Raw genomic sequence first — 19,119 nt, 5'->3', positions numbered from 1 at the left:
GGGGGATTTTTTTATGTCATCATCATTAACAAAAATTTGGATTGAAGGTGCAATTGCAGCTTCACTTGCAATGGTTTTATCATTTGTGCCAGTAAAATTTGGCCCTGGTTTTTCGGTTTCTTTAGGTATGATTGCCTTAGTATTATTTGCTTTAAGACGTGGTTTAGGCCCAGGACTAGTGGCTGGCCTTTCGTGGGGGCTCCTACATTTTCTGTTAGGTAAAGTCACGATTTTATCAATACCTCAAGCCTTAATTGAATATGTATTTGCTTATTTAGCAGCTGGATTGGCTGGGGTTTACAGTTCAAAAATTAAAACAGCTTTGCAAAATGATAAAGCTAAACAATTATACTTCTATTTAGTACAAGCAGTCCTGCTCGGTACACTTGCCCGTTATATTTTCCATTTTATTGCCGGCTTTGTATTCTGGGGGCAATATGCGATCGCAGGATTATCACCAGTTGCCTATTCGCTTTTGATAAATGGTACTAATGCTATCTTAACAGGAATTGTGACCATTATTGCGATGATTTTATTAATGAAGAAAAGCCCAGCATTATTTTTACCAAGAGATTAGATCAAAAAAACAGCTCTCCTATATCCGTGAAGGAATATAAGAGAGCTGTTTTCTATTTGGGTAAAATAGTTGTCGTAAGCTTATAAATACTTGGAGTTTTAAGTGTTAAGTCAGTTGAGCTGTTCTTAACTTATGCATTAAGTATACTGAAGTATTCAAAGTTTGACATCAGTCTTAAGCATTATTTTTATGCTCCAACTTAAGCAGGACTTTTGTAACAGCGCTTGTCGCGATACCGGCAATTAAAGCTTCAGGGACGCCATTTATCAAGATAATCATTAAAATGGCTTTATAAAGTGCTAAGCCGGCAGGGACTCCTTGTAGATTTGCGTAAGCACCTTGGAAAAGAAAGAAAATTAAGTTCATCACTAAAATAGTATTAATTAATGAGCCAGTAAGCCCGGTCATGAATAATGAGAGTTTGTCTTTTTTGTTTCCGAATTTTCGTTGCAAGAAGTGATAAATAAAGAAAGGTAGGATGCCCACTAAGATACGTGGTACAAAGACAATGACTAAAGCCCACAAACTCCCATGATCAGTACCATAGACTGGATAAAAAGGAGAAAAGACGAAAGAAAGTGGTGAAGGAGTCATTGTGTTTGTCACTAAACTGAATAATCCAAATGAAAATCCAAGAAAACCACCAATTTTAGGTCCTAATATAATGGAGCCTATAATGACAGGAATGTGTAATAACGTAGCTTTGATTGGTCCAATTTGAATAAAGCCAAGCGGTGTCAGGGCAAATAAAAGCATGATTGCAAAAAACATTGCCGCTAAAACGGATTGTTTGGTTTTCAATCTTGTTCCTCCTTTTTATTAAGATTTAGTGTCGTTAGAATCGTTGCGACAATTTGATCAACATCAGCTAAGGCACCTTTTCCGTAATCACCACAAGCTAATAGACTTATCTTAGGTTCGATGATGTTGTAGCCAAAACGCTGTAATCTTTCAAGATTTGCTTGTACTGCTGGATGTGCGTACATATACGTATTCATAGCAGGTGCAATCAGTAAAGGCATATCATGGACAGCAAGTGCCGTGGTTGAGAGCATATCATCAGCAATACCATTGGCAATTTTACCAATAATATTAGCGGTTGCCGGTGCAATAATAAATAAATCAGCACGTTTAACTAAATCAATATGATTAATATCTGTTGGCACCGCTTCAGTCATGACGTCAAGATGGACACTGTTCTTTGAAAGAACTTGTAAAGTTAATGGTGGAATGATCTTGGTGCTATTTTGTGTCATGATCACTTCAACATTAAGATCATGTTTTTTTAATTGACTAATCAAGTCAGCTGCTTTGTAGGCTGAAATACTAGCCGAAACACCTAATAAAACAGTTTTCATATCTATTCTCCTCTATGCAAGATTTGCGTGTATAAGTGATTGTAAACCGGATGCAATGTCTTGTCTAGTTTCGAATCTCTCGATGATGCCAGTTGGATCGACAAGGATTGCATGATGTTCGGTGTCATTGATTTTTTCTAAGTCATTCGCAAGGATTAAATCAGCTTGATTTTTTTGGATACTTTGTAGTGCAACTTGCGTTAAATGTTCTTCTGAAACACCAACAAGTAATTTAAAGCCAATCAATGTTGTTGCGGGTTGCCATTTTTTGATTGATTGAATAACTTTTGGCGCCTTATTAAGTCGAATGAAGAGTTGCTCCGTATCTGAACTTAGTTTTTTATCCGTTTGTTCCGGATAAAAATGATTTGTTTTTAAAATAGTGTCGATTTGTTGCTCCAATGATTCTACTGCATGATGATCAATTTGAGTAGCGATCATGTGAGCTAACTGCTCACTAGCAATAGAATTTTTTACGTAGTAATCGCTAACCGCCATGCTGTGAATGACGTAATCTATTTTTTTAGTGGTTAACAGCTGTTCCATTTGATGATACAGATCATTAACAGATTGGATTGGATAAAACAGTAAAGTTCCGTTTGCTGGTGATTTGGGTAATACGGCATTTGGTCCATAAACATAGTGGATGGTTACTTGTTCATGTTGTAGTCTTTCAGCAATCACTTTACCAAGGCGTCCGGTCGCTTGGTTGGTAATTTTACGAACGTCATCGATTTTTTCATCAGTACCACCGGCTGTAATTAAAATATGCATACTAATAAAGCTCCTTTAATGAGTTATCTTTGGTCATCATGTAAGTTCCAGTTTTCTTGTTAATGATGAGTTTGAGAATATTTTTTGCTAATAGGGTTCGTTCAATTGGATAGCCTTTTTTGGCCCAAGGTCCAATGAACGGCAGGTAACTTGCACAACGAATCATCCACCCTTGAAGATGACTCCCTTTTTTTATTGAGCTCACAACTAGTCCTGATTGAAGGACAATTATGGGGTTTTTCAATTTTTGTAGTTCCTGCTCCGCGAGATGTTTGGCAGCAAGATATTTTTTGGGCCCAATTTGTGCAGATAAAAAGAAGTAAACTTGATTACAATCGGCAGCAAATTGACTAATAATATGGTTGGTTGCCACAATTAAATCAGTGTACGTTTTATTTTTTGATTCAAATAAAATACCAATTAAATTAAGGTAGGAAGCATCTTTGGGAATTTGCGTTTGCCAAGCGAAATTTTGGAGAATATCTGCTTGGAGCCATGTCATGCTAGGATGATGCATCCAATCTGCTTGTTTTGTCGGTTTACCGTGTTTCGAGATACTATAAACTATAAAACCTTGTGCTAATGCTTCTTGACAGACTGCTTGTCCAATATACCCACTTCCACCAAAAATCACAAGTTTGCGCATTTTTTGTTTCGCTCCTATTATTGTATTGATTTTCAATTTATTTTAACATATCTTAGACAATAATCGCTTAATTAAGCGTTCTGACTAATCGGATGACTTTAATTTGCGGATAAAACTTGTTAAAATGAAAGAAGTAGTTAAATTAGAAAAGAGGCCAATTCATGCAAATATTATTTGTTGGAGATGTTGTTGGATCAGTGGGTCGCGATGCGATCTCTTATTATTTACCAAAATTAAAGAAAAAGTATCGTCCGCAGGTGACGATTGTGAACGGAGAAAATTCTGCCTCAGGTCGAGGAATTACAGAAAAAATATATAAAAAATTTTTACAAGATGGAGCCGATGTTGTCACATTAGGTAATCATGCGTGGGACAATCGTCAAATTTTTGAATTTATTGGGAAAGCAAAAAAGATGGTTCGACCGGCTAATTTTCCAGATGCAACTACGCCAGGACAAGGTATGGTCTTTGTTAAAGTCAATCAAGTTGAACTAGCTGTGATTAATTTACAAGCACGAAGTTTTATGGTGGCTTTGGATGATCCTTTTGCTAAAATGGACGAATTGTTAGTTGAAGCTCATGCACGCACGCCATTAGTATTTGTTGATTTTCATGGTGAAACAACGAGTGAAAAATTAGCCATGTCATGGTATTTGGATGGCAAAGTATCAGCCGTAATTGGCACACATACGCACGTTCAAACCAATGATGCACGTATTTTACCACAAGGCACGGCTCATTTAACAGATGTCGGCATGACAGGTCCTTATGATGGTATTTTAGGGATGCAAAAAGAAGCAGTCATTGATAAATTTAGAACGGCACTGCCACATCGTTTTGAAGTGGTGACAGAAGGTCGCGAACAATTGTCATATTGTGTGATTGAAATTGATGACAAGACGGGTAAAGCTAAAAAAATTGAGGCGGCAGTCATTAATGCCGATCATCCTTTCCGAGAATAGAAGAAGAGGACAACGAGATGGAAAATCAAGAAGAAAAACGCCGAGCAGAATATAGTCCAGAGCTTCAGGTAGCAATGGATCAGTTATTGCAAAATGTGCAGCAACATGAAGCCATTCAAGATTATCAAAAAATTGCCCTGAAGATCGAAAAAAACGAAGTGTTACGTCAATTAGTTGAAGATATTAAGCAACATCAAAAAGATGCGGTCAATTTTGCTCATTATGATAAACCACAAGCTGAACAAGAAGCGATTCGTTTGGCAAACCAAAAACAAAAAGAATTTGATGAACATCCACTTGTCATCGTATATCGTGAGAAATTAATTGAAGCAAATGATATTTTACAACATTTAACGCATGTCTTAGAACATGAATTTAATCAACGACTAGAAGAGCATAAAACAAACGAACAGTAGAAAGGATGGGTAGCGTGCCTCAAAAAACAAAACATACACCAATGATGGTGCAGTATTTCGGAATCAAAGAACAATATCCAGATGCCTTTTTATTTTACCGTTTAGGTGATTTTTATGAGATGTTTTACGACGATGCTGAAAAAGCGGCGCAAATTTTAGAGTTAACTTTAACGTGTCGTAATAAAAATGCAGATGATCCGATTCCAATGTGTGGCGTGCCACATCATTCGGCACAAGGTTATATCGATATTTTAATTGAAAAAGGTTATAAAGTAGCAATTTGTGAGCAAGTGGAGGACCCAAAATTAACCAAAGGCATGGTTAAACGGGAAGTGGTCCAATTGATTACACCAGGTACAAAAGTTGATGGTAAAGAAGTAGCTGCAAAAGAAAATAATTATCTGACGGCTTTAATTGTTGAAGAAACAGGTTTTGGCTTTGCTTATACAGATTTAAGTACTGGTGAGCTTAAAGCAAGCCGTTTGCAAGATGAGGAAAGTGTCCTAAACGAGTGCAGCAGTCTGCAAACGAAAGAGATTGTGCTAGGAAGTGGCATCCCGGATGCATTAACACAGCAATTTGAGACGCGTCATATTTTAGTGTCAGAACAAATTGAGATTGATCAAAACGCAGAGCTTAGTTATTTGACGGCAGATTTAACAGATTCATTAGCAAAAAAAGCAACATTAGTTTTGTTAGCGTATCTAGATCGGACGCAAAAACGTTCATTGGGTCATATTCAACCAGCGATTGCGTATGAACCAAGTCATTTCTTAAAAATGGATTATTATTCTAAATACAACTTAGAACTATCACGTTCAATTCGAACGGGTGAGAAACAAGGCACATTATTATGGTTATTGGATGAAACGAATACGGCGATGGGTGGTCGTTTGCTGAAACAATGGCTCGATCGTCCTTTAATTCAAGAACGCTTGATTCAAGAGCGCCAAGACCGAGTTGAGAGTCTTTTGACGGCTTACTTTGAACGCATGGATATTAAAGACTATTTGAAAAAAGTTTATGATTTAGAACGTCTAGTTGGACGTGTGTCATTGGGAAGTGCCAATGGCCGTGATTTGTTGCAATTAAAGCAGTCTTTAGACCAAATGCCGTATATTCATGCAATTTTATCAGGAATTGATGAAGGTCAATGGCAAAGTTTATTGGCGGACTTAGATCCAGTTGCAGAAGTATCGGATTTAATTGGTCGGGCAATTCATGAGGAAGCACCGTTATCGATTACTGAAGGGCAAGTCATTCGTGATGGTTATCATGAACGTTTAGATCAGTATCGGGAAGCGATGCATAATGGAAAGCAATGGTTAGCAGAGTTAGAAGCAAAAGAACGCGAAATCACAGGTATTAAAAATTTGAAAATTAAATTTAATCGCGTGTTTGGTTACTTTATCGAAGTCACAAAAAGTAATATCGGCGCGTTACCTGAAGGTCGCTATGAACGTAAACAAACCTTAGCGAATGCTGAACGCTATGTCACGCCAGAATTAAAAGAAAAAGAAGCACTGCTACTTGAAGCAGAAGAAAAATCGCAAGATTTGGAATACGAATTATTTATCGGTGTTCGTGATCAAATTAAGGAGCAAATTCAAACGCTGCAACGTGTAGCGAAAGCTGTTGCTTCACTGGATGTTTTGCAAAGTTTTGCGTCTGTCAGTGAACGCTATCATTATGTGAGACCAGAATTGACTAAGGGGAGCCATCGTCTAGAATTAATTGAAGGCCGTCATCCAGTTGTTGAAAAAGTAGTGGGTGCGAAAGAATATGTACCGAACTCCGTCTTAATGGATCCGGAGACAGATATTTTACTTATTACAGGGCCGAATATGTCAGGTAAGAGTACTTATATGCGTCAATTGGCATTAATTGTTGTGATGGCGCAGATGGGTTGCTTTGTACCTGCTGAAGCGGCAATATTACCTATTTTTGATCAGATTTTTACACGAATTGGAGCATCAGATGATTTAATTTCTGGTCAAAGTACCTTTATGGTGGAAATGATGGAAGCGAATCAAGCGTTGCAGTATGCTACGCCAGATAGTTTAATTTTATTTGATGAGTTGGGACGTGGAACAGCAACCTATGATGGGATGGCGTTGGCTCAAGCAATCATCGAACACATCCATGAGTATGTTAAGGCGAAAACGCTCTTTTCAACCCATTATCATGAAATTACAGCTTTAGAAACCACGTTGAGTGGGCTTAAAAATACCCATGTGGGTGCTGTTGAACAAGATGGAGAAGTTGTCTTTTTACATAAGATGATGGATGGAGCAGCTGATAAAAGTTATGGGATTCATGTGGCTAAATTGGCGGGCTTACCAGATGAACTATTAAAACGTGCGACGTTGATTTTAGCTTCGTTAGAAGACAATCCTGTTAAAACTGTTTTTGGAGAAGAACCACTACTGAAAGAGATGTTAGCTGTTGCTGAAACAGAGATAGCTCCTACATTAGCTGAACCAGATCAATTGTCGTTATTTGGTGAAACCTCGGCCCAGGATAATCAAGTCCTAGCAAAATTAAAAGAAGTTAATTTGATGACCATGACACCGATGGAAGCAATGACGGTTCTTTATGATTTACAAATGACATTAACAAAAGAGTAAGGGAGTGAAACGAATGGCAGAAATTTTAGAACTTTCAACAACTTTAGCCAACCAGATTGCAGCAGGTGAGGTAGTAGAGCGCCCGGCATCAGTGGTTAAAGAATTAGTTGAGAATGCGATTGATGCCAATAGTACCCAAATTGATATTTTTCTTGAAGAAGCAGGTTTACGTAAAATTCAAGTTATTGACAATGGCGATGGAATTGGACCGGGTGATGTCTTAAATGCATTTAAGCGACATGCGACAAGTAAAATTCATACACGTGATGATTTATTTAGAATTCGTTCACTGGGATTTCGAGGTGAAGCCTTACCTAGTATTGCTTCTGTTTCGAAAATTACCATTGAAACATCGACTGGTACTGGACAGGGAACCGCTCTTTATTTAGAAGGAGGCCAAGTTGAGAAAAACCAACCTCATTCGTTAAGAAAAGGAACCAATATTTCAGTCGAGGATTTATTCTTTAATACACCAGCACGGCTTAAATATGTGAAAACATTGCAAACAGAATTAGCGAATATTGGTGACATTGTTAATCGTTTAGCGATGAGTCACCCTGATATTGCCTTTCGTTTAATGCATGATGGTAATCGTATGACTGTGACAAGCGGTAGTGGTGATTTACGTCAAACGATTGCGGGTATTTACGGGGTAGCAACGGCGAAGAAGATGTTACCTATTTCAGGTGAAGATTTAGATTTTAAAATAAGTGGCTATATTTCGTTACCTGAAGTGACACGAGCGAGTCGCAATTATCTATCTATAATCATTAATGGTCGTTATATTCGTAATTTTATTTTAAATAAAGCAATTGTCACAGGATATGGTTCTAAATTAATGGTGGGTCGTTTCCCACTCGTTGTGTTACATATTGAGATGGATCCATTACTTGTGGATGTTAATGTTCATCCGACAAAACAAGAAGTTCGTTTGAGTAAGGAACAAGAATTGATGCAACTTATTAGTAAGGCTATTAGCGAGACGTTAGCTAAAGAAAACTTAATTCCTGGTGTGGGTGATTCTAGTGCGTATCGTCAAAAAATACAAGCAGAAGAACGTGTGGAACAATTATCATTACAGCCAGAGAATAAACTGCAAGGACAAGAACAACAAGTGCCGTTTACAACGAACACTGAAACGAATTTAAATTATGATCCTCAAACGGGTGACTTTTTTGTTAATCCGACGGTGTCTGAATCGCAACCTAACCGAAGTCTAAACACTGAATCTGTTGATACGATTACGTCATTAGAACCAGAGATTGATTTGGCAGTCGACGAATTAGTGACAGCTGAACCGCCTGAGCGTGTTGCTCCTCTTGAAGCATTTCCAACACTTGAGTATTTTGGTCAAATGCATGGGACTTATTTATTTGCTCAAAGTGAAAAGGGATTATACATCGTTGATCAACATGCGGCTCAGGAAAGAATTAAGTATGAGTATTACCGCCAAAAAATAGGTGAAGTAACAGATGATTATCAAGAATTACTTTTACCATTAGTATTGGAATATACTATTGATGATTTTATGAAAATAAAAGAGCAATTGGAAATTTTAGAACAAGTAGGCATTTTCTTAGAAGCTTTTGGCTCACGCAGTTTTATTGTTCGTCAACATCCAACTTGGTATCCTCGTGGTGAAGAAGAGAGTATTATTCGTGAGATGATTGATTTGGTATTAGAAAATGGTCAGGTGAGTGTTGCGGCCTTTAGAGAAAGTACGGCTATTATGATGAGCTGTAAAAAATCAATTAAAGCCAATCATCATCTCGATGAACCGCAAGCGCGCCAATTATTAGTCGATTTAGCAAAATGCGAGAATCCGTATAACTGTCCACATGGACGTCCTGTTTTAATTCATTTTACAAATTATGAGATGGAACGATTATTCAAACGTGTTCAAGATGCACATTAATTGAGGAGGACTCAAAATGAAACCAACAGAACAAGAGCTACGTCAACGTTTAACGCCATTACAATATCAAGTAACGCAAGAAAATGGGACTGAACATCCATTTTCGAGTGAATATGATCGTATGTTTGAAGAGGGCATTTATGTCGATATCGTAAGTGGTGAACCTTTATTCTCTTCAAAAGATAAATATGATGCGGGATGTGGATGGCCTTCTTTTACTAAACCGATTGCGATTTTAAAAGAGTTAGAAGATTTAAGTTTGAGTCGTGCACGAGTTGAAGTCCGTAGCCAATCAGCGAATTCTCATTTGGGTCATGTCTTTACCGATGGTCCGGCTGATCAAGGAGGGTTGCGTTACTGTATTAATGGTGCAGCCTTACGCTTTGTACCTGTTCGGGAGATGAGACAAGAAGGATATGGTCCGTACCTAACCTTGTTTAAATAATGAAAAGCCTAATCTTCATCAAAGGTCATAACTGAAGATTAGGCTTTTTATCTTTCAGGGCATAAAAAAAAACCTAAGCGATGAACTTAGGTCAAAAAAGGAGTTGTTTATTTACTTTGGAGGAGTAAATAAAATGAAAAGTTTGTTAGGGTTGTTTTGTTGGTATACACATATAATAGCTAAGAAATATGAATAAAATGTGTCCAAACTGGTCTAGTTTTATGATTAATTTTTTAAGAAAAAGTAAAGAATGCTATTAAGTCCTATAAGGAGGAATTTATCATGGTAAAAGTAAAGCTACGTCCTTATACTGAGCAAGATATTTATCTTTTGTGGGAGTTAGCCTATCAAAAAGATTTAGAGTGGAGAAAATGGAATGGACCATATTTTAATGAACCTGTGATGACATTTGAACACTACCAAGCGGTGGCATTAGAAAATTTTGTCGCTTCTGAGATGATGGCAGTGATTGAAGTGGATCAAGAGGTTGTCGGTCAAGTTTTTTCATATTGGGATGATGGTGAGCTTAAACATTGGTTAGAGATGGGGATTTGTTTATATGATTCTACTTATTGGGGCAAAGGAATCGGAACGGTGTGTTTTAAATTATGGTTAAATTATTTGTTCAATCATTTTAAATATCTACCAAGAATTGGTTTTACAACGTGGTCGGGCAATATTGGCATGATGTCAGTTGGTGAAAAGTTAGGTATGACTAAAGAAGGGCAAATGCGTCAAGTTCGTTATTATAATGGCCGGTACTATGATTCGATTCGTTATGGAATTCTACGAGATGAATGGTTTGGTGATAGTAGGGCGTAATGTTCACAACAAGGCGCCGGCTTCACCACTTGAGATAGCCGGGATTTTTGGAGCAGAGGTTCGGTCACAAGCCAATCTTGCGATTAAATTATCAACCAATTTATTCGCAAGATTGGCTTGTGACTTACCTCTAAACGCTCCAAAAATCACCTTGGGTAACGGGGTTCAGTGAGCTGAGCTTCACCACCGGGTTATTGACGGGGTTCAGAAAGCTGGAGTTCGGCATTAAGCTAATCGCCTGAATTTGACACAAACCGTCAGCTTCATCCGCTTATCTTACTGCTCACTCCAAAACGCTTTCTTCACCACCGGGTTATTCTATGTTATAATTTAGGGAACATGTGTACGGAGGTAATGGTGTGTACGAATATATGAAAGGGATTATCACTTTTGTGAGTCCTTATTACATTGTTTTAGAAGTGAATCAGGTTGGTTACAAAATTGCGGTAGCTAATCCATTTAAATATTCTAGTTATTTTCAAAAAGAAGTTCTGGTCTATCTTCATCAAGTGGTGCGTGAGGATACGCAGTTACTCTATGGTTTTGGATCTTTAGAAGAAAAAGAACTCTTTTTGAAGTTGATTAGTGTGTCGGGCATTGGGCCTAAGAGTGGTCTAGCAATCATGGCTTCTGATGACCACGGCGGTCTTGTTTATGCGATTGAAACAAATGATGATGCTTACTTGACGAAGTTTCCAGGTGTTGGTAAAAAAACAGCACGCCAAATTGTGCTTGATTTGCAAGGAAAACTTGATGGTCTTGAAATGAGTCCGGATGCGGTAGCTGCTGCAGGAAAACAGGAAACACTCTTTAATCAATCAACGCAAAGTACGCTAAATGAAGCACTTGAAGCACTAAGAGCGTTAGGTTATACTGAGCGAGAATTGAAGCGCATCACGAAGGAATTAGAAAAAGAAGTCTTGGCTACAACGGATGATTATTTACGCCAAGGCTTGAAATTATTAATGAAAAAATAAGGAGGCTTGTAAATGTCTGATGAAGAGAATCGTATCCTTTCGAGTGAGATAATCGAAGAAAATGAAGAAATGATTGAAAAATCATTGAGACCGCAATATTTATCACAATATATTGGTCAGGATAAAGTGAAAGAAGAACTCTCTATCTACATTCAAGCAGCACGCCAAAGGAATGAAACATTGGACCATGTTTTATTATATGGTCCTCCGGGATTAGGTAAAACAACGATGGCAATGGTGATTGCGAATGAAATGAATGTTTCAATTAAAACGACAAGTGGCCCTGCAATTGAACGACCTGGTGATTTAGTCGCTATGCTTAATGAATTAGAGCCAGGCGATGTCTTGTTTATTGATGAGATTCATCGCTTACCACGTGTTGCTGAAGAATTACTCTATTCTGCGATGGAAGACTTTTATGTCGATATTATTGTGGGGCAAGGGCCAACCGCGCATCCCGTTCATTTTCCTTTACCCCCATTCACGTTGATTGGGGCAACAACACGGGCAGGAATGCTATCAGCTCCCTTGCGAGATCGTTTTGGGATTATTTCGCATATGCAATACTACGAGGAAACGGATTTACAAGAGATTGTTTTGCGTTCAGCTGAAATCTTCGCGACTGATATCTTAGATTTAGGTGCACTCGAAATTGCACGTCGTTCGAGAGGGACACCTCGAATAGCCAATCGTTTACTAAAACGTGTACGTGATGTAGCACAAGTTGAAGGCAATGGTCAGATTGATGTTAAAATTGCTGACCGAGCGCTTCAACTACTCCAAGTCGATGACAAAGGCCTCGATTATGTTGATCAAAAATTATTAAAAACAATGATTGAACTTTATCAAGGAGGTCCTGTTGGGCTTTCAACGATTGCGGTTAATATAAGCGAAGAGATGGAAACTGTTGAAGACATGTATGAACCTTATTTGATTCAAAAAGGTTTTCTGAAACGTACACCACGTGGTCGGATGGTCACGGATTTAGCCTATGATCATCTGGGATATATTAATCCAAATAACACTTAAGGAATACTTATTAATCTTTATAAGGGTTATGATGAGCCTTTTTGTCAATGTTTCGCTATAATGGATAGTATAACGAACACATGAAAGGCGATGCATATTATGAAAAAAACAGGTTTAATTTTAGGCTCTCTAGGAGCAGTTGCAGCATTTGCGATTTGGAAGAAGAATCGCAAGCCTTCTTTAAATCCTTTAGTCATTAAGGGCAAAGTCAAAGAAGCAACAGGTTCGATTATAGGCAACGATGAATTGAAAGCAGAAGGAAAAGTTGATCAATTTGTTGGGAATTCTAAAGATGTGCTACATGATGTAGCAATTCAAACTTCAAAAATTGTCGATCAAGTAGCCAGTTCGGGCGTGGGTGACGATTTAAAAGGTAAAACAAAAGAGTTTATGGACCGTGTGACAAGCACAAATGATTTGAAGGACAAACTACAAAATAAGACAAATTAATGAAAGATACATACGAGATTATAATTAAGTGTTCGGCTTATTTTTACCGAAGCTATTTTTGTAGCACCGTTTGTTTGAAATTAAGGAAGTATGGCTTACTTTTAAAGTCACACTTCCTTTTCCTTTGTTGAGATTGAAACAGCTGCTAACGAAAAGTAGGGCTAGATGTTTTTATTTTGGACTAAAGATGATAGAATACAACAGAAAGACTTGAAAAGAAAAGGTGACAAGAGATGACATTAAGTACATCAGATTTTGATTTTGATTTACCAGAAGAATTAATTGCGCAGACGCCCTTAAAAGAAAGAGCAACGTCTCGCTTGTTAATTTTAGATAAAGAAACAGGTCAAACTGAAGATAAATATTTTTTTGATATTATTGATGAACTTCATGAGGGCGATGCACTTGTGATGAACAATACGCGCGTTTTACCAGCACGTCTGCATGGTGAAAAACCTGAAACAGGCGGACATTTAGAAGTCCTATTATTAACCAATACTGAAGGCGATCGTTGGGAAACTTTAGTTAAACCAGCGAAACGTGCTAAAATTGGGACAGAAATTTCTTTTGGTGATGGACGCTTAAAAGCGACTGTTGTTGAAGAACTTGAACACGGTGGACGAATGATTGATTTTAGCTATGAAGGTGTCTTTTTGGAGATTTTAGAGTCGTTAGGTGAAATGCCTTTACCACCATATATTAAAGAAACGTTGCAAGATAACGAGCGATATCAAACAGTGTATGCGAAAGAAAATGGTTCAGCTGCAGCACCAACAGCAGGCTTACATTTTACCAATGAATTATTAGAAAAGATTCAAGCTAAAGGGGTTAAATTGGTTTATTTAACCTTACATGTAGGTTTAGGAACATTTCGTCCAGTGAGCGTTGATGATGTTGATAATCATGAGATGCATAGTGAATTCTATGAATTATCCGAAGAATCAGCTGCGAAATTACGAGCAATTAAAGCAGCAGGTGGCCGTATTGTAGCGGTAGGTACAACATCAATTCGCACGCTTGAAACGATTGGAACTAAATTCAGTGGCGACATTCAAGCCGATAGTGGTTGGACTGATATTTTTATCAAACCAGGCTATGAATTTACATTAGTTGATGCTTTTTCAACAAATTTCCATTTGCCAAAATCAACATTAATTATGCTAGTCAGTGCCTTTGCCGGTAAAGACAATGTTCTAAACGCATACCAACATGCCGTAGACGAAAAATACCGTTTCTTCAGCTTCGGTGACGCCATGTTCGTTAAATAAAGTGAATGAAAGGGCGTTTTGGGACGAGCAGTAAGGTAATCCATGTGATCAGACGTTTTTTGTCTGAATAGATGGATGGACTTAATGCCGAGTCTCAGCACTTGAATTCCAGATTAAATAAAGGGGGTGAGTGGTCGCTTAGAAATGAACAGCAAGGCAATCCTGTAAAAAAATCGATTTTTGATTTATTTACAGGATTGACTTGGTGCTGAATTTCTGACCACGAACCCCGGATTAAATAAAGCAAAAGCATCACACCAAATAAAAACAATGAAAGAAGGGTCATAGATGTCAGAACCAGCTATTAAATATCGATTGATTAAAACAGAAAAACATACAGGTGCTCGATTAGGTGAAATCATTACCCCATACGGCACGTTTCCTACACCAATGTTTATGCCCGTAGGCACACTTGCAACAGTAAAAACAATGGCGCCGGAAGAATTAAAAGAAATGGGCTCAGGTATTATTTTAAGTAACACTTATCACCTTTGGTTACGTCCAGGTGCAGATATTGTTGAGGAGGCTGGTGGTCTTCATAAGTTTATGAACTGGGACCAAGGTATTTTAACAGACTCAGGTGGATTCCAAGTTTGGTCACTGGCGGATATGCGTCAAATTGAGGAAAAAGGAGTTCATTTTAAAAATCATTTAAATGGTTCTAAAATGTTTTTATCACCAGAAAAAGCAATTCAAATCCAAAACCAATTAGGTCCAGACATTATGATGAGTTTTGACGAATGTCCACCATTCTACGAAAGTCATGACTATGTAAAACGCTCAATCGAAAGAACGTCTCGTTGGGCCGAACGTGGGTTAAAAGCACATCAAAAACCAGATCAACAAGGTTTATTTGGTATTATTCAAGGTGCTGGCTATAAAGATTTACGTCAACAAAGTGCACGTGATTTAGTTGCGATGGACTTCCCCGGTTATTCAATTGGTGGCTTGTCTGTTGGTGAAACTAAAAAAGAAATGAATGAGATGCTTGAATATACAACACCACTAATTCCAGATCATAAACCACGTTACTTAATGGGAGTTGGTACTGCTGACTCATTAATTGATGGTGTCATTCGTGGTGTCGATATGTTTGACTGTGTCTTACCAACACGTATTGCACGTAATGGAACATGTATGACAAGTCAAGGTCGCTTAGTTGTTAAGAATGCTAAATATACAAATGATTTCCGACCATTAGATGAAAAATGTAACTGTTATACTTGTCGTAACTATAGCCGTGCATACATTCGTCACTTAATTAAATGCGATGAAACATTTGGCTTACGTTTAACAAGTTACCATAATTTATACTTCTTACATGATGTGATGCGTCAAGTTCGTCAAGCTATTATGGATGATAATTTACTTGAATTCCGTGAAGCTTTCTTTGAAGAATATGGTTTTAATGACAAAAATGCGAAGAATTTTTAAAATTAATGAATTAAAACTAGTGTATTAAGATAAAATTTGTTAAAGTGTTTTATGTAGACAAGAGAGAATAGAGGTGGAAATATGAATCAAATGGCAAGTTTATTACTTCCGATTGTTGTTTTAGGTGGGATGATGTTTTTCATGACTCGTACACAAAGAAAACAACAAAAAGAACGTCAAGAGTTGTTAAACAGCATGAAATCTGGCGACGAAGTTGTAACAATCGGTGGTTTATACGGTGTAATCAGTGAAGTCAACGAAGATAAAGGCACAATTACTTTAGACTGTGAAGGTATTTACTTAGAATTTGAACGTGGTGCAATCAAGACTGTAAGAAGTTCTCAACCAACTCAAACAGAAGAAGAAGCTCCAGTTGAAGTTGTTGAAACAGTCATCGAAGAAACTGAAGAAGAAAATAAAGATGCTTAATTTAAGCAAGGGCTTTAACCAAACATTTGGTTAGGGTCTTTTTTTTCGTACAATATTATCAATCGTTAAAAATATTCTCAATTCTGATAGGATTGGAATGAATAAAATTATTATTAGAATTGAGAAAAAGTAACAAAAAAAATTTTCAAAAACAAATGTAAACGCTATCTAAAACCTTTGTTTTTAAGGAAACATGAAAAAATTGTTTGTGAAAACGTATTCTTTTGATTTTTAGTGAAATATATCACAAAAACACTTTACAAGACAGCTAAAATGGTTTATATTTTATTTGTGAAATACATAACGAAGTGCGGAGGGATATTATGGCAAAAGAAAATAAAGCAAAAAAAGAAGTAGAAAACGTCCAAGAGTTTATCAATGAAATGGTGGCTAAAGGTCAAAATGCCTTATCAGAATTAAAAGCATTTGAACAAGAAGATGTGGATAAAATGGTTCACCACATGGCGATGTCAGCTCTAGATAAACACATGCTTTTAGCTAAAATGGCTGTTGAAGAAACTGGCCGTGGGATTGTTGAAGATAAAGCAATTAAAAATATGTTTGCCTCTGAAAACATTTGGAATAGTATTAAATATAATAAAACTGTCGGTGTCATCAATGAAGATGAACAAAAAGGTATCATGGAAATTGCCGATCCTGTCGGAGTTGTCTGTGGTGTGACACCAACAACTAACCCAACATCAACAACAATTTTTAAAGCGATTATTGCTTTGAAAACAAGAAACCCAATTATTTTTGCTTTCCATCCAAGCGCTCAAAAATGTTCTGCTGAAGCTGCCCGTATCGTACGTGACGCAGCGATTGAAGCTGGAGCTCCTAAAGATTGTATTCAATGGATTGAACACCCATCATTAGAAGCAACAAATGCTTTAATGAATCATGATGGTGTGGCAATTGTTTTAGCAACAGGTGGATCAGCGATGGTCAAAGCTGCTTACTCAACTGGTAAACCAGCATTAGGCGTGGGCCCTGGTAACACACCTGCATATATTGAAAAAACAGCTAAAGTTAAACGTGCTGTTAATGATTTAATTGTTTCAAAATCATTTGATAATGGTATGATCTGTGCGTCAGAACAAGGTATTATCGTTGATAAAGAAATCTATGATGAAGTGAAAGCAGAATTCCAAGCGCATCAAGTTTATATTGTAAAACCTGAAGAGTTAGAAAAACTTGAAGGTGCTGTAATGAATGAAGCAAAAACAGCAGTTAATCCAAAAATCGTTGGTCACTCTGCAGTATCGATTGCAAAACTTGCAGGAATCAAAGTGCCAGCGGGAACTAAGATTCTGATTGCTGAATTACCAGATGCTGGTGAAAAATATCCATTATCTCGTGAAAAATTATCGCCAGTCTTAGCAATGTTCAAAGCAAATCATACTGAACATGGCTTACAATTATGTGAGAGAATGCTGAAATTAAGTGGTGAAGGACATACAGCAGTGCTGCATTCAGAAGATGAAGATTTACAACTTGAATATGGTATTCGTATGAACGCATGTCGTATCTTAATCAACTGTCCAGCTGCTCAAGGTGGGATTGGTGATATTTACAATGAGATGATTCCATCATTAACATTAGGTTGTGGTTCTTATGGTAAGAACTCAGTTTCAAAAAATGTAACAGCGATTAACTTGATTAATACAAAAACATTAACGAAACGGAGAAATAATATGCAATGGTTTAAATTACCTGAAAAAATCTACTTTGAAAAGAACTCAATTCAATACTTACAAAAAATGCAAAATGTTGAACGTGTCTTTATCGTTTGTGACCCTGGTATGGTTAAATTTGGCTATGCCGATAAAGTAATTCGTGAACTATACAAACGTAGTAACAAAGTTGTTTTCGAAATGTTCTCTGATGTTGAACCTAACCCTTCAACAAAAACAGTTGAAGCAGGAACAAGAAAAATGCGCGAATTCGAACCTGACACAGTAATTGCAATCGGTGGTGGATCAGCAATTGATGCGGCTAAAGGTATGTGGTTATTCTACGAACATCCAGAAACAGACTTCTTTGGCGCTAAACAAAAATTCTTAGACATTCGTAAACGTGCGTATCGTTTACCAATTGCCAATAAAGCGAAAATGGTATGTATCCCAACAACATCAGGTACTGGTGCAGAAGTGACACCATTTGCCGTTATCACTGATAGTGAAACACACGTGAAATATCCATTAGCAGATTATGCCTTAACACCAGATGTAGCAATCGTTGACGTACAATTTGTAATGAGTGTCCCAGCTTCAGTAACTGCTGATACAGGAATGGACGTTTTAACTCATGCGATTGAATCTTATGTATCTGTAATGGCATCAGATTATACACGCGGTTTAAGTTTACAAGCGATTCGTTTAGTCTTTGATTATCTTGAAGATTCAGTTAAAAATCCTAACTTAGAAAATAGAGAAAAAATGCATAATGCTTCAACAATGGCCGGTATGGCGTTTGCCAATGCATTCTTAGGAATTAGTCACTCAATTGCCCATAAAATTGGTGGCGAGTATGATATTCCACATGGTCGTACAAATGCGATTCTGTTACCACACGTGGTACGTTATAATGCAAAAGATCCATCTAAACATGCATTATTCCCTAAATATGACTTCTTTAGAGCTGATACAGACTATGCTGATATTGCCCGCTTCTTAGGACTAAAAGGTAATACAACAGCAGAATTAGTAGAAGCTTTAGCGAAAGAAATCACTGAATTAGGACGTCGTTGTGGTATTGAAATGAACTTGAAAGCTCAAGGTGTGACACAAGAAATTCTTGATAGCACTGTCGACCGTATGGCTGAACTTGCTTATGAAGATCAATGTACAACAGCTAATCCTAAAGAACCATTAATTAGCGAACTAAAACAAATTATTATTGATGCGTATAAAGGTTAATTATAGAGATGAGTTTAAGAAGAAGAGGGCAGCTGCTTTCTTCTTCTTTTTTGGCAAATAATAGTAGGATTA

Annotated in this window: 19 protein-coding genes; 15 read left to right on the top strand and 4 right to left on the bottom strand. The window is 37.3% G+C overall.

What is annotated here, in order from left to right; all coding sequences use genetic code 11:
- Nucleotides 1-13: 13 nt before the first annotated feature.
- The gene (gene thiT / locus ESZ54_RS09990) at nucleotides 14-577 is read left to right on the top strand and encodes an energy-coupled thiamine transporter ThiT (RefSeq protein WP_136137532.1); all 564 of its coding nucleotides are present in this window, start codon (nucleotides 14-16) and stop codon (nucleotides 575-577) included.
- A 174-nt stretch (nucleotides 578-751) separates the two neighbouring features.
- On the opposite strand, the gene ESZ54_RS09985 is transcribed toward thiT, so the two are convergent.
- The 4 genes from ESZ54_RS09985 to ESZ54_RS09970 are packed head-to-tail and all read right to left on the bottom strand — an operon-like array spanning nucleotide 752 to nucleotide 3,355.
- Complete coding sequence (locus ESZ54_RS09985) at nucleotides 752-1,378, bottom strand: ECF transporter S component (protein ID WP_420824366.1); 627 nt, start codon at nucleotides 1,376-1,378, stop codon at nucleotides 752-754.
- The gene (locus ESZ54_RS09980; protein ID WP_136137531.1) at nucleotides 1,375-1,935 is read right to left on the bottom strand and encodes a phosphopantothenoylcysteine decarboxylase; all 561 of its coding nucleotides are present in this window, start codon (nucleotides 1,933-1,935) and stop codon (nucleotides 1,375-1,377) included. Before ESZ54_RS09980 ends, ESZ54_RS09985 begins: the two co-directional genes overlap by 4 nt.
- Before the next feature lie 12 nt (nucleotides 1,936-1,947).
- Nucleotides 1,948-2,709 carry a phosphopantothenoylcysteine decarboxylase domain-containing protein gene (locus ESZ54_RS09975; RefSeq protein WP_136137530.1) on the bottom strand — a complete coding sequence of 254 codons (762 nt, stop codon included), beginning with the start codon at nucleotides 2,707-2,709 and terminating at the stop codon, nucleotides 1,948-1,950.
- 1 nt (nucleotide 2,710) lies between these two features.
- The gene (locus ESZ54_RS09970; RefSeq protein WP_136137529.1) at nucleotides 2,711-3,355 is read right to left on the bottom strand and encodes a Rossmann-fold NAD(P)-binding domain-containing protein; all 645 of its coding nucleotides are present in this window, start codon (nucleotides 3,353-3,355) and stop codon (nucleotides 2,711-2,713) included.
- 161 nt (nucleotides 3,356-3,516) lie between these two features.
- Here ESZ54_RS09970 and ESZ54_RS09965 point away from each other — a divergent pair, with 161 nt between their 5' ends.
- The 14 genes from ESZ54_RS09965 to adhE all read left to right on the top strand — a co-directional run bounded on the left by ESZ54_RS09965 (nucleotide 3,517) and on the right by adhE (nucleotide 19,047).
- Nucleotides 3,517-4,317, top strand: a complete 801-nt coding sequence (locus ESZ54_RS09965; RefSeq protein ID WP_136137528.1) for a TIGR00282 family metallophosphoesterase — start codon at nucleotides 3,517-3,519, stop codon at nucleotides 4,315-4,317.
- Nucleotides 4,318-4,334: 17 nt separating this feature from the next.
- Nucleotides 4,335-4,733, top strand: coding sequence for a YlbF family regulator (locus tag ESZ54_RS09960; RefSeq protein WP_136137527.1), 399 nt, complete (start codon nucleotides 4,335-4,337; stop codon nucleotides 4,731-4,733).
- Nucleotides 4,734-4,747: 14 nt separating this feature from the next.
- Nucleotides 4,748-7,360 (top strand): DNA mismatch repair protein MutS, encoded by a 2,613-nt coding sequence (gene mutS, locus ESZ54_RS09955; RefSeq protein ID WP_136137526.1) that lies wholly within the window; start codon nucleotides 4,748-4,750, stop codon nucleotides 7,358-7,360.
- 13 nt (nucleotides 7,361-7,373) lie between these two features.
- Entirely contained in the window at nucleotides 7,374-9,275 is a 1,902-nt protein-coding gene (gene mutL, locus ESZ54_RS09950) for a DNA mismatch repair endonuclease MutL (protein ID WP_136137525.1), read from the top strand.
- Nucleotides 9,276-9,291: 16 nt separating this feature from the next.
- Nucleotides 9,292-9,720 carry a peptide-methionine (R)-S-oxide reductase MsrB gene (gene msrB / locus ESZ54_RS09945; protein ID WP_136137524.1) on the top strand — a complete coding sequence of 143 codons (429 nt, stop codon included), beginning with the start codon at nucleotides 9,292-9,294 and terminating at the stop codon, nucleotides 9,718-9,720.
- Between the two features lie 282 nt (nucleotides 9,721-10,002).
- Nucleotides 10,003-10,542: a GNAT family N-acetyltransferase gene (locus ESZ54_RS09940; RefSeq protein ID WP_136137523.1), complete on the top strand. Its 540-nt coding sequence runs from the start codon at nucleotides 10,003-10,005 to the stop codon at nucleotides 10,540-10,542.
- Nucleotides 10,484-10,714 (top strand): hypothetical protein, encoded by a 231-nt coding sequence (locus ESZ54_RS12580; RefSeq protein ID WP_204249542.1) that lies wholly within the window; start codon nucleotides 10,484-10,486, stop codon nucleotides 10,712-10,714. The genes ESZ54_RS09940 and ESZ54_RS12580 overlap by 59 nt, the downstream gene beginning before the upstream one ends.
- A gap of 187 nt (nucleotides 10,715-10,901) precedes the next feature.
- Nucleotides 10,902-11,519 carry a Holliday junction branch migration protein RuvA gene (gene ruvA, locus ESZ54_RS09935; protein ID WP_136137522.1) on the top strand — a complete coding sequence of 206 codons (618 nt, stop codon included), beginning with the start codon at nucleotides 10,902-10,904 and terminating at the stop codon, nucleotides 11,517-11,519.
- A gap of 12 nt (nucleotides 11,520-11,531) precedes the next feature.
- Entirely contained in the window at nucleotides 11,532-12,548 is a 1,017-nt protein-coding gene (gene ruvB / locus ESZ54_RS09930; RefSeq protein ID WP_136137521.1) for a Holliday junction branch migration DNA helicase RuvB, read from the top strand.
- Nucleotides 12,549-12,647: 99 nt separating this feature from the next.
- On the top strand, nucleotides 12,648-12,998 hold the full coding sequence (locus ESZ54_RS09925) for a CsbD family protein (RefSeq protein ID WP_136137520.1): 351 nt from the start codon (nucleotides 12,648-12,650) through the stop codon (nucleotides 12,996-12,998).
- Nucleotides 12,999-13,231: 233 nt separating this feature from the next.
- On the top strand, nucleotides 13,232-14,266 hold the full coding sequence (gene queA / locus ESZ54_RS09920) for a tRNA preQ1(34) S-adenosylmethionine ribosyltransferase-isomerase QueA (protein WP_136137519.1): 1,035 nt from the start codon (nucleotides 13,232-13,234) through the stop codon (nucleotides 14,264-14,266).
- Nucleotides 14,267-14,554: 288 nt separating this feature from the next.
- On the top strand, nucleotides 14,555-15,700 hold the full coding sequence (gene tgt, locus ESZ54_RS09915; RefSeq protein ID WP_136137518.1) for a tRNA guanosine(34) transglycosylase Tgt: 1,146 nt from the start codon (nucleotides 14,555-14,557) through the stop codon (nucleotides 15,698-15,700).
- An 81-nt stretch (nucleotides 15,701-15,781) separates the two neighbouring features.
- The gene (yajC, locus tag ESZ54_RS09910) at nucleotides 15,782-16,129 is read left to right on the top strand and encodes a preprotein translocase subunit YajC (RefSeq protein ID WP_239433794.1); all 348 of its coding nucleotides are present in this window, start codon (nucleotides 15,782-15,784) and stop codon (nucleotides 16,127-16,129) included.
- Nucleotides 16,130-16,452: 323 nt separating this feature from the next.
- Nucleotides 16,453-19,047, top strand: coding sequence for a bifunctional acetaldehyde-CoA/alcohol dehydrogenase (gene adhE, locus ESZ54_RS09905; protein WP_136137517.1), 2,595 nt, complete (start codon nucleotides 16,453-16,455; stop codon nucleotides 19,045-19,047).
- Nucleotides 19,048-19,119: the final 72 nt, after the last annotated feature.

It is taken from the genome of Vagococcus silagei, from assembly GCF_004795745.1.
GTDB lineage: Bacteria > Bacillota > Bacilli > Lactobacillales > Vagococcaceae > Vagococcus > Vagococcus silagei.
Note: the sequence above shows the minus strand (reverse complement) of the source record. Positions and strands in the feature narration are given on the sequence as shown.

Coding starts and splice junctions, on each gene's coding strand:
- thiT (WP_136137532.1), top strand. CDS start 14: ATGTCATCATCATTAACAAAAATTTGGATTGAAGGTGCAATTGCAGCT.
- ESZ54_RS09980 (WP_136137531.1), bottom strand. CDS start 1,935: ATGAAAACTGTTTTATTAGGTGTTTCGGCTAGTATTTCAGCCTACAAA.
- ESZ54_RS09975 (WP_136137530.1), bottom strand. CDS start 2,709: ATGCATATTTTAATTACAGCCGGTGGTACTGATGAAAAAATCGATGAC.
- ESZ54_RS09970 (WP_136137529.1), bottom strand. CDS start 3,355: ATGCGCAAACTTGTGATTTTTGGTGGAAGTGGGTATATTGGACAAGCA.
- ESZ54_RS09965 (WP_136137528.1), top strand. CDS start 3,517: ATGCAAATATTATTTGTTGGAGATGTTGTTGGATCAGTGGGTCGCGAT.
- ESZ54_RS09960 (WP_136137527.1), top strand. CDS start 4,335: ATGGAAAATCAAGAAGAAAAACGCCGAGCAGAATATAGTCCAGAGCTT.
- mutL (WP_136137525.1), top strand. CDS start 7,374: ATGGCAGAAATTTTAGAACTTTCAACAACTTTAGCCAACCAGATTGCA.
- msrB (WP_136137524.1), top strand. CDS start 9,292: ATGAAACCAACAGAACAAGAGCTACGTCAACGTTTAACGCCATTACAA.
- ESZ54_RS09940 (WP_136137523.1), top strand. CDS start 10,003: ATGGTAAAAGTAAAGCTACGTCCTTATACTGAGCAAGATATTTATCTT.
- ESZ54_RS12580 (WP_204249542.1), top strand. CDS start 10,484: ATGATTCGATTCGTTATGGAATTCTACGAGATGAATGGTTTGGTGATA.
- ruvB (WP_136137521.1), top strand. CDS start 11,532: ATGTCTGATGAAGAGAATCGTATCCTTTCGAGTGAGATAATCGAAGAA.
- ESZ54_RS09925 (WP_136137520.1), top strand. CDS start 12,648: ATGAAAAAAACAGGTTTAATTTTAGGCTCTCTAGGAGCAGTTGCAGCA.
- queA (WP_136137519.1), top strand. CDS start 13,232: ATGACATTAAGTACATCAGATTTTGATTTTGATTTACCAGAAGAATTA.
- tgt (WP_136137518.1), top strand. CDS start 14,555: ATGTCAGAACCAGCTATTAAATATCGATTGATTAAAACAGAAAAACAT.
- yajC (WP_239433794.1), top strand. CDS start 15,782: ATGAATCAAATGGCAAGTTTATTACTTCCGATTGTTGTTTTAGGTGGG.
- adhE (WP_136137517.1), top strand. CDS start 16,453: ATGGCAAAAGAAAATAAAGCAAAAAAAGAAGTAGAAAACGTCCAAGAG.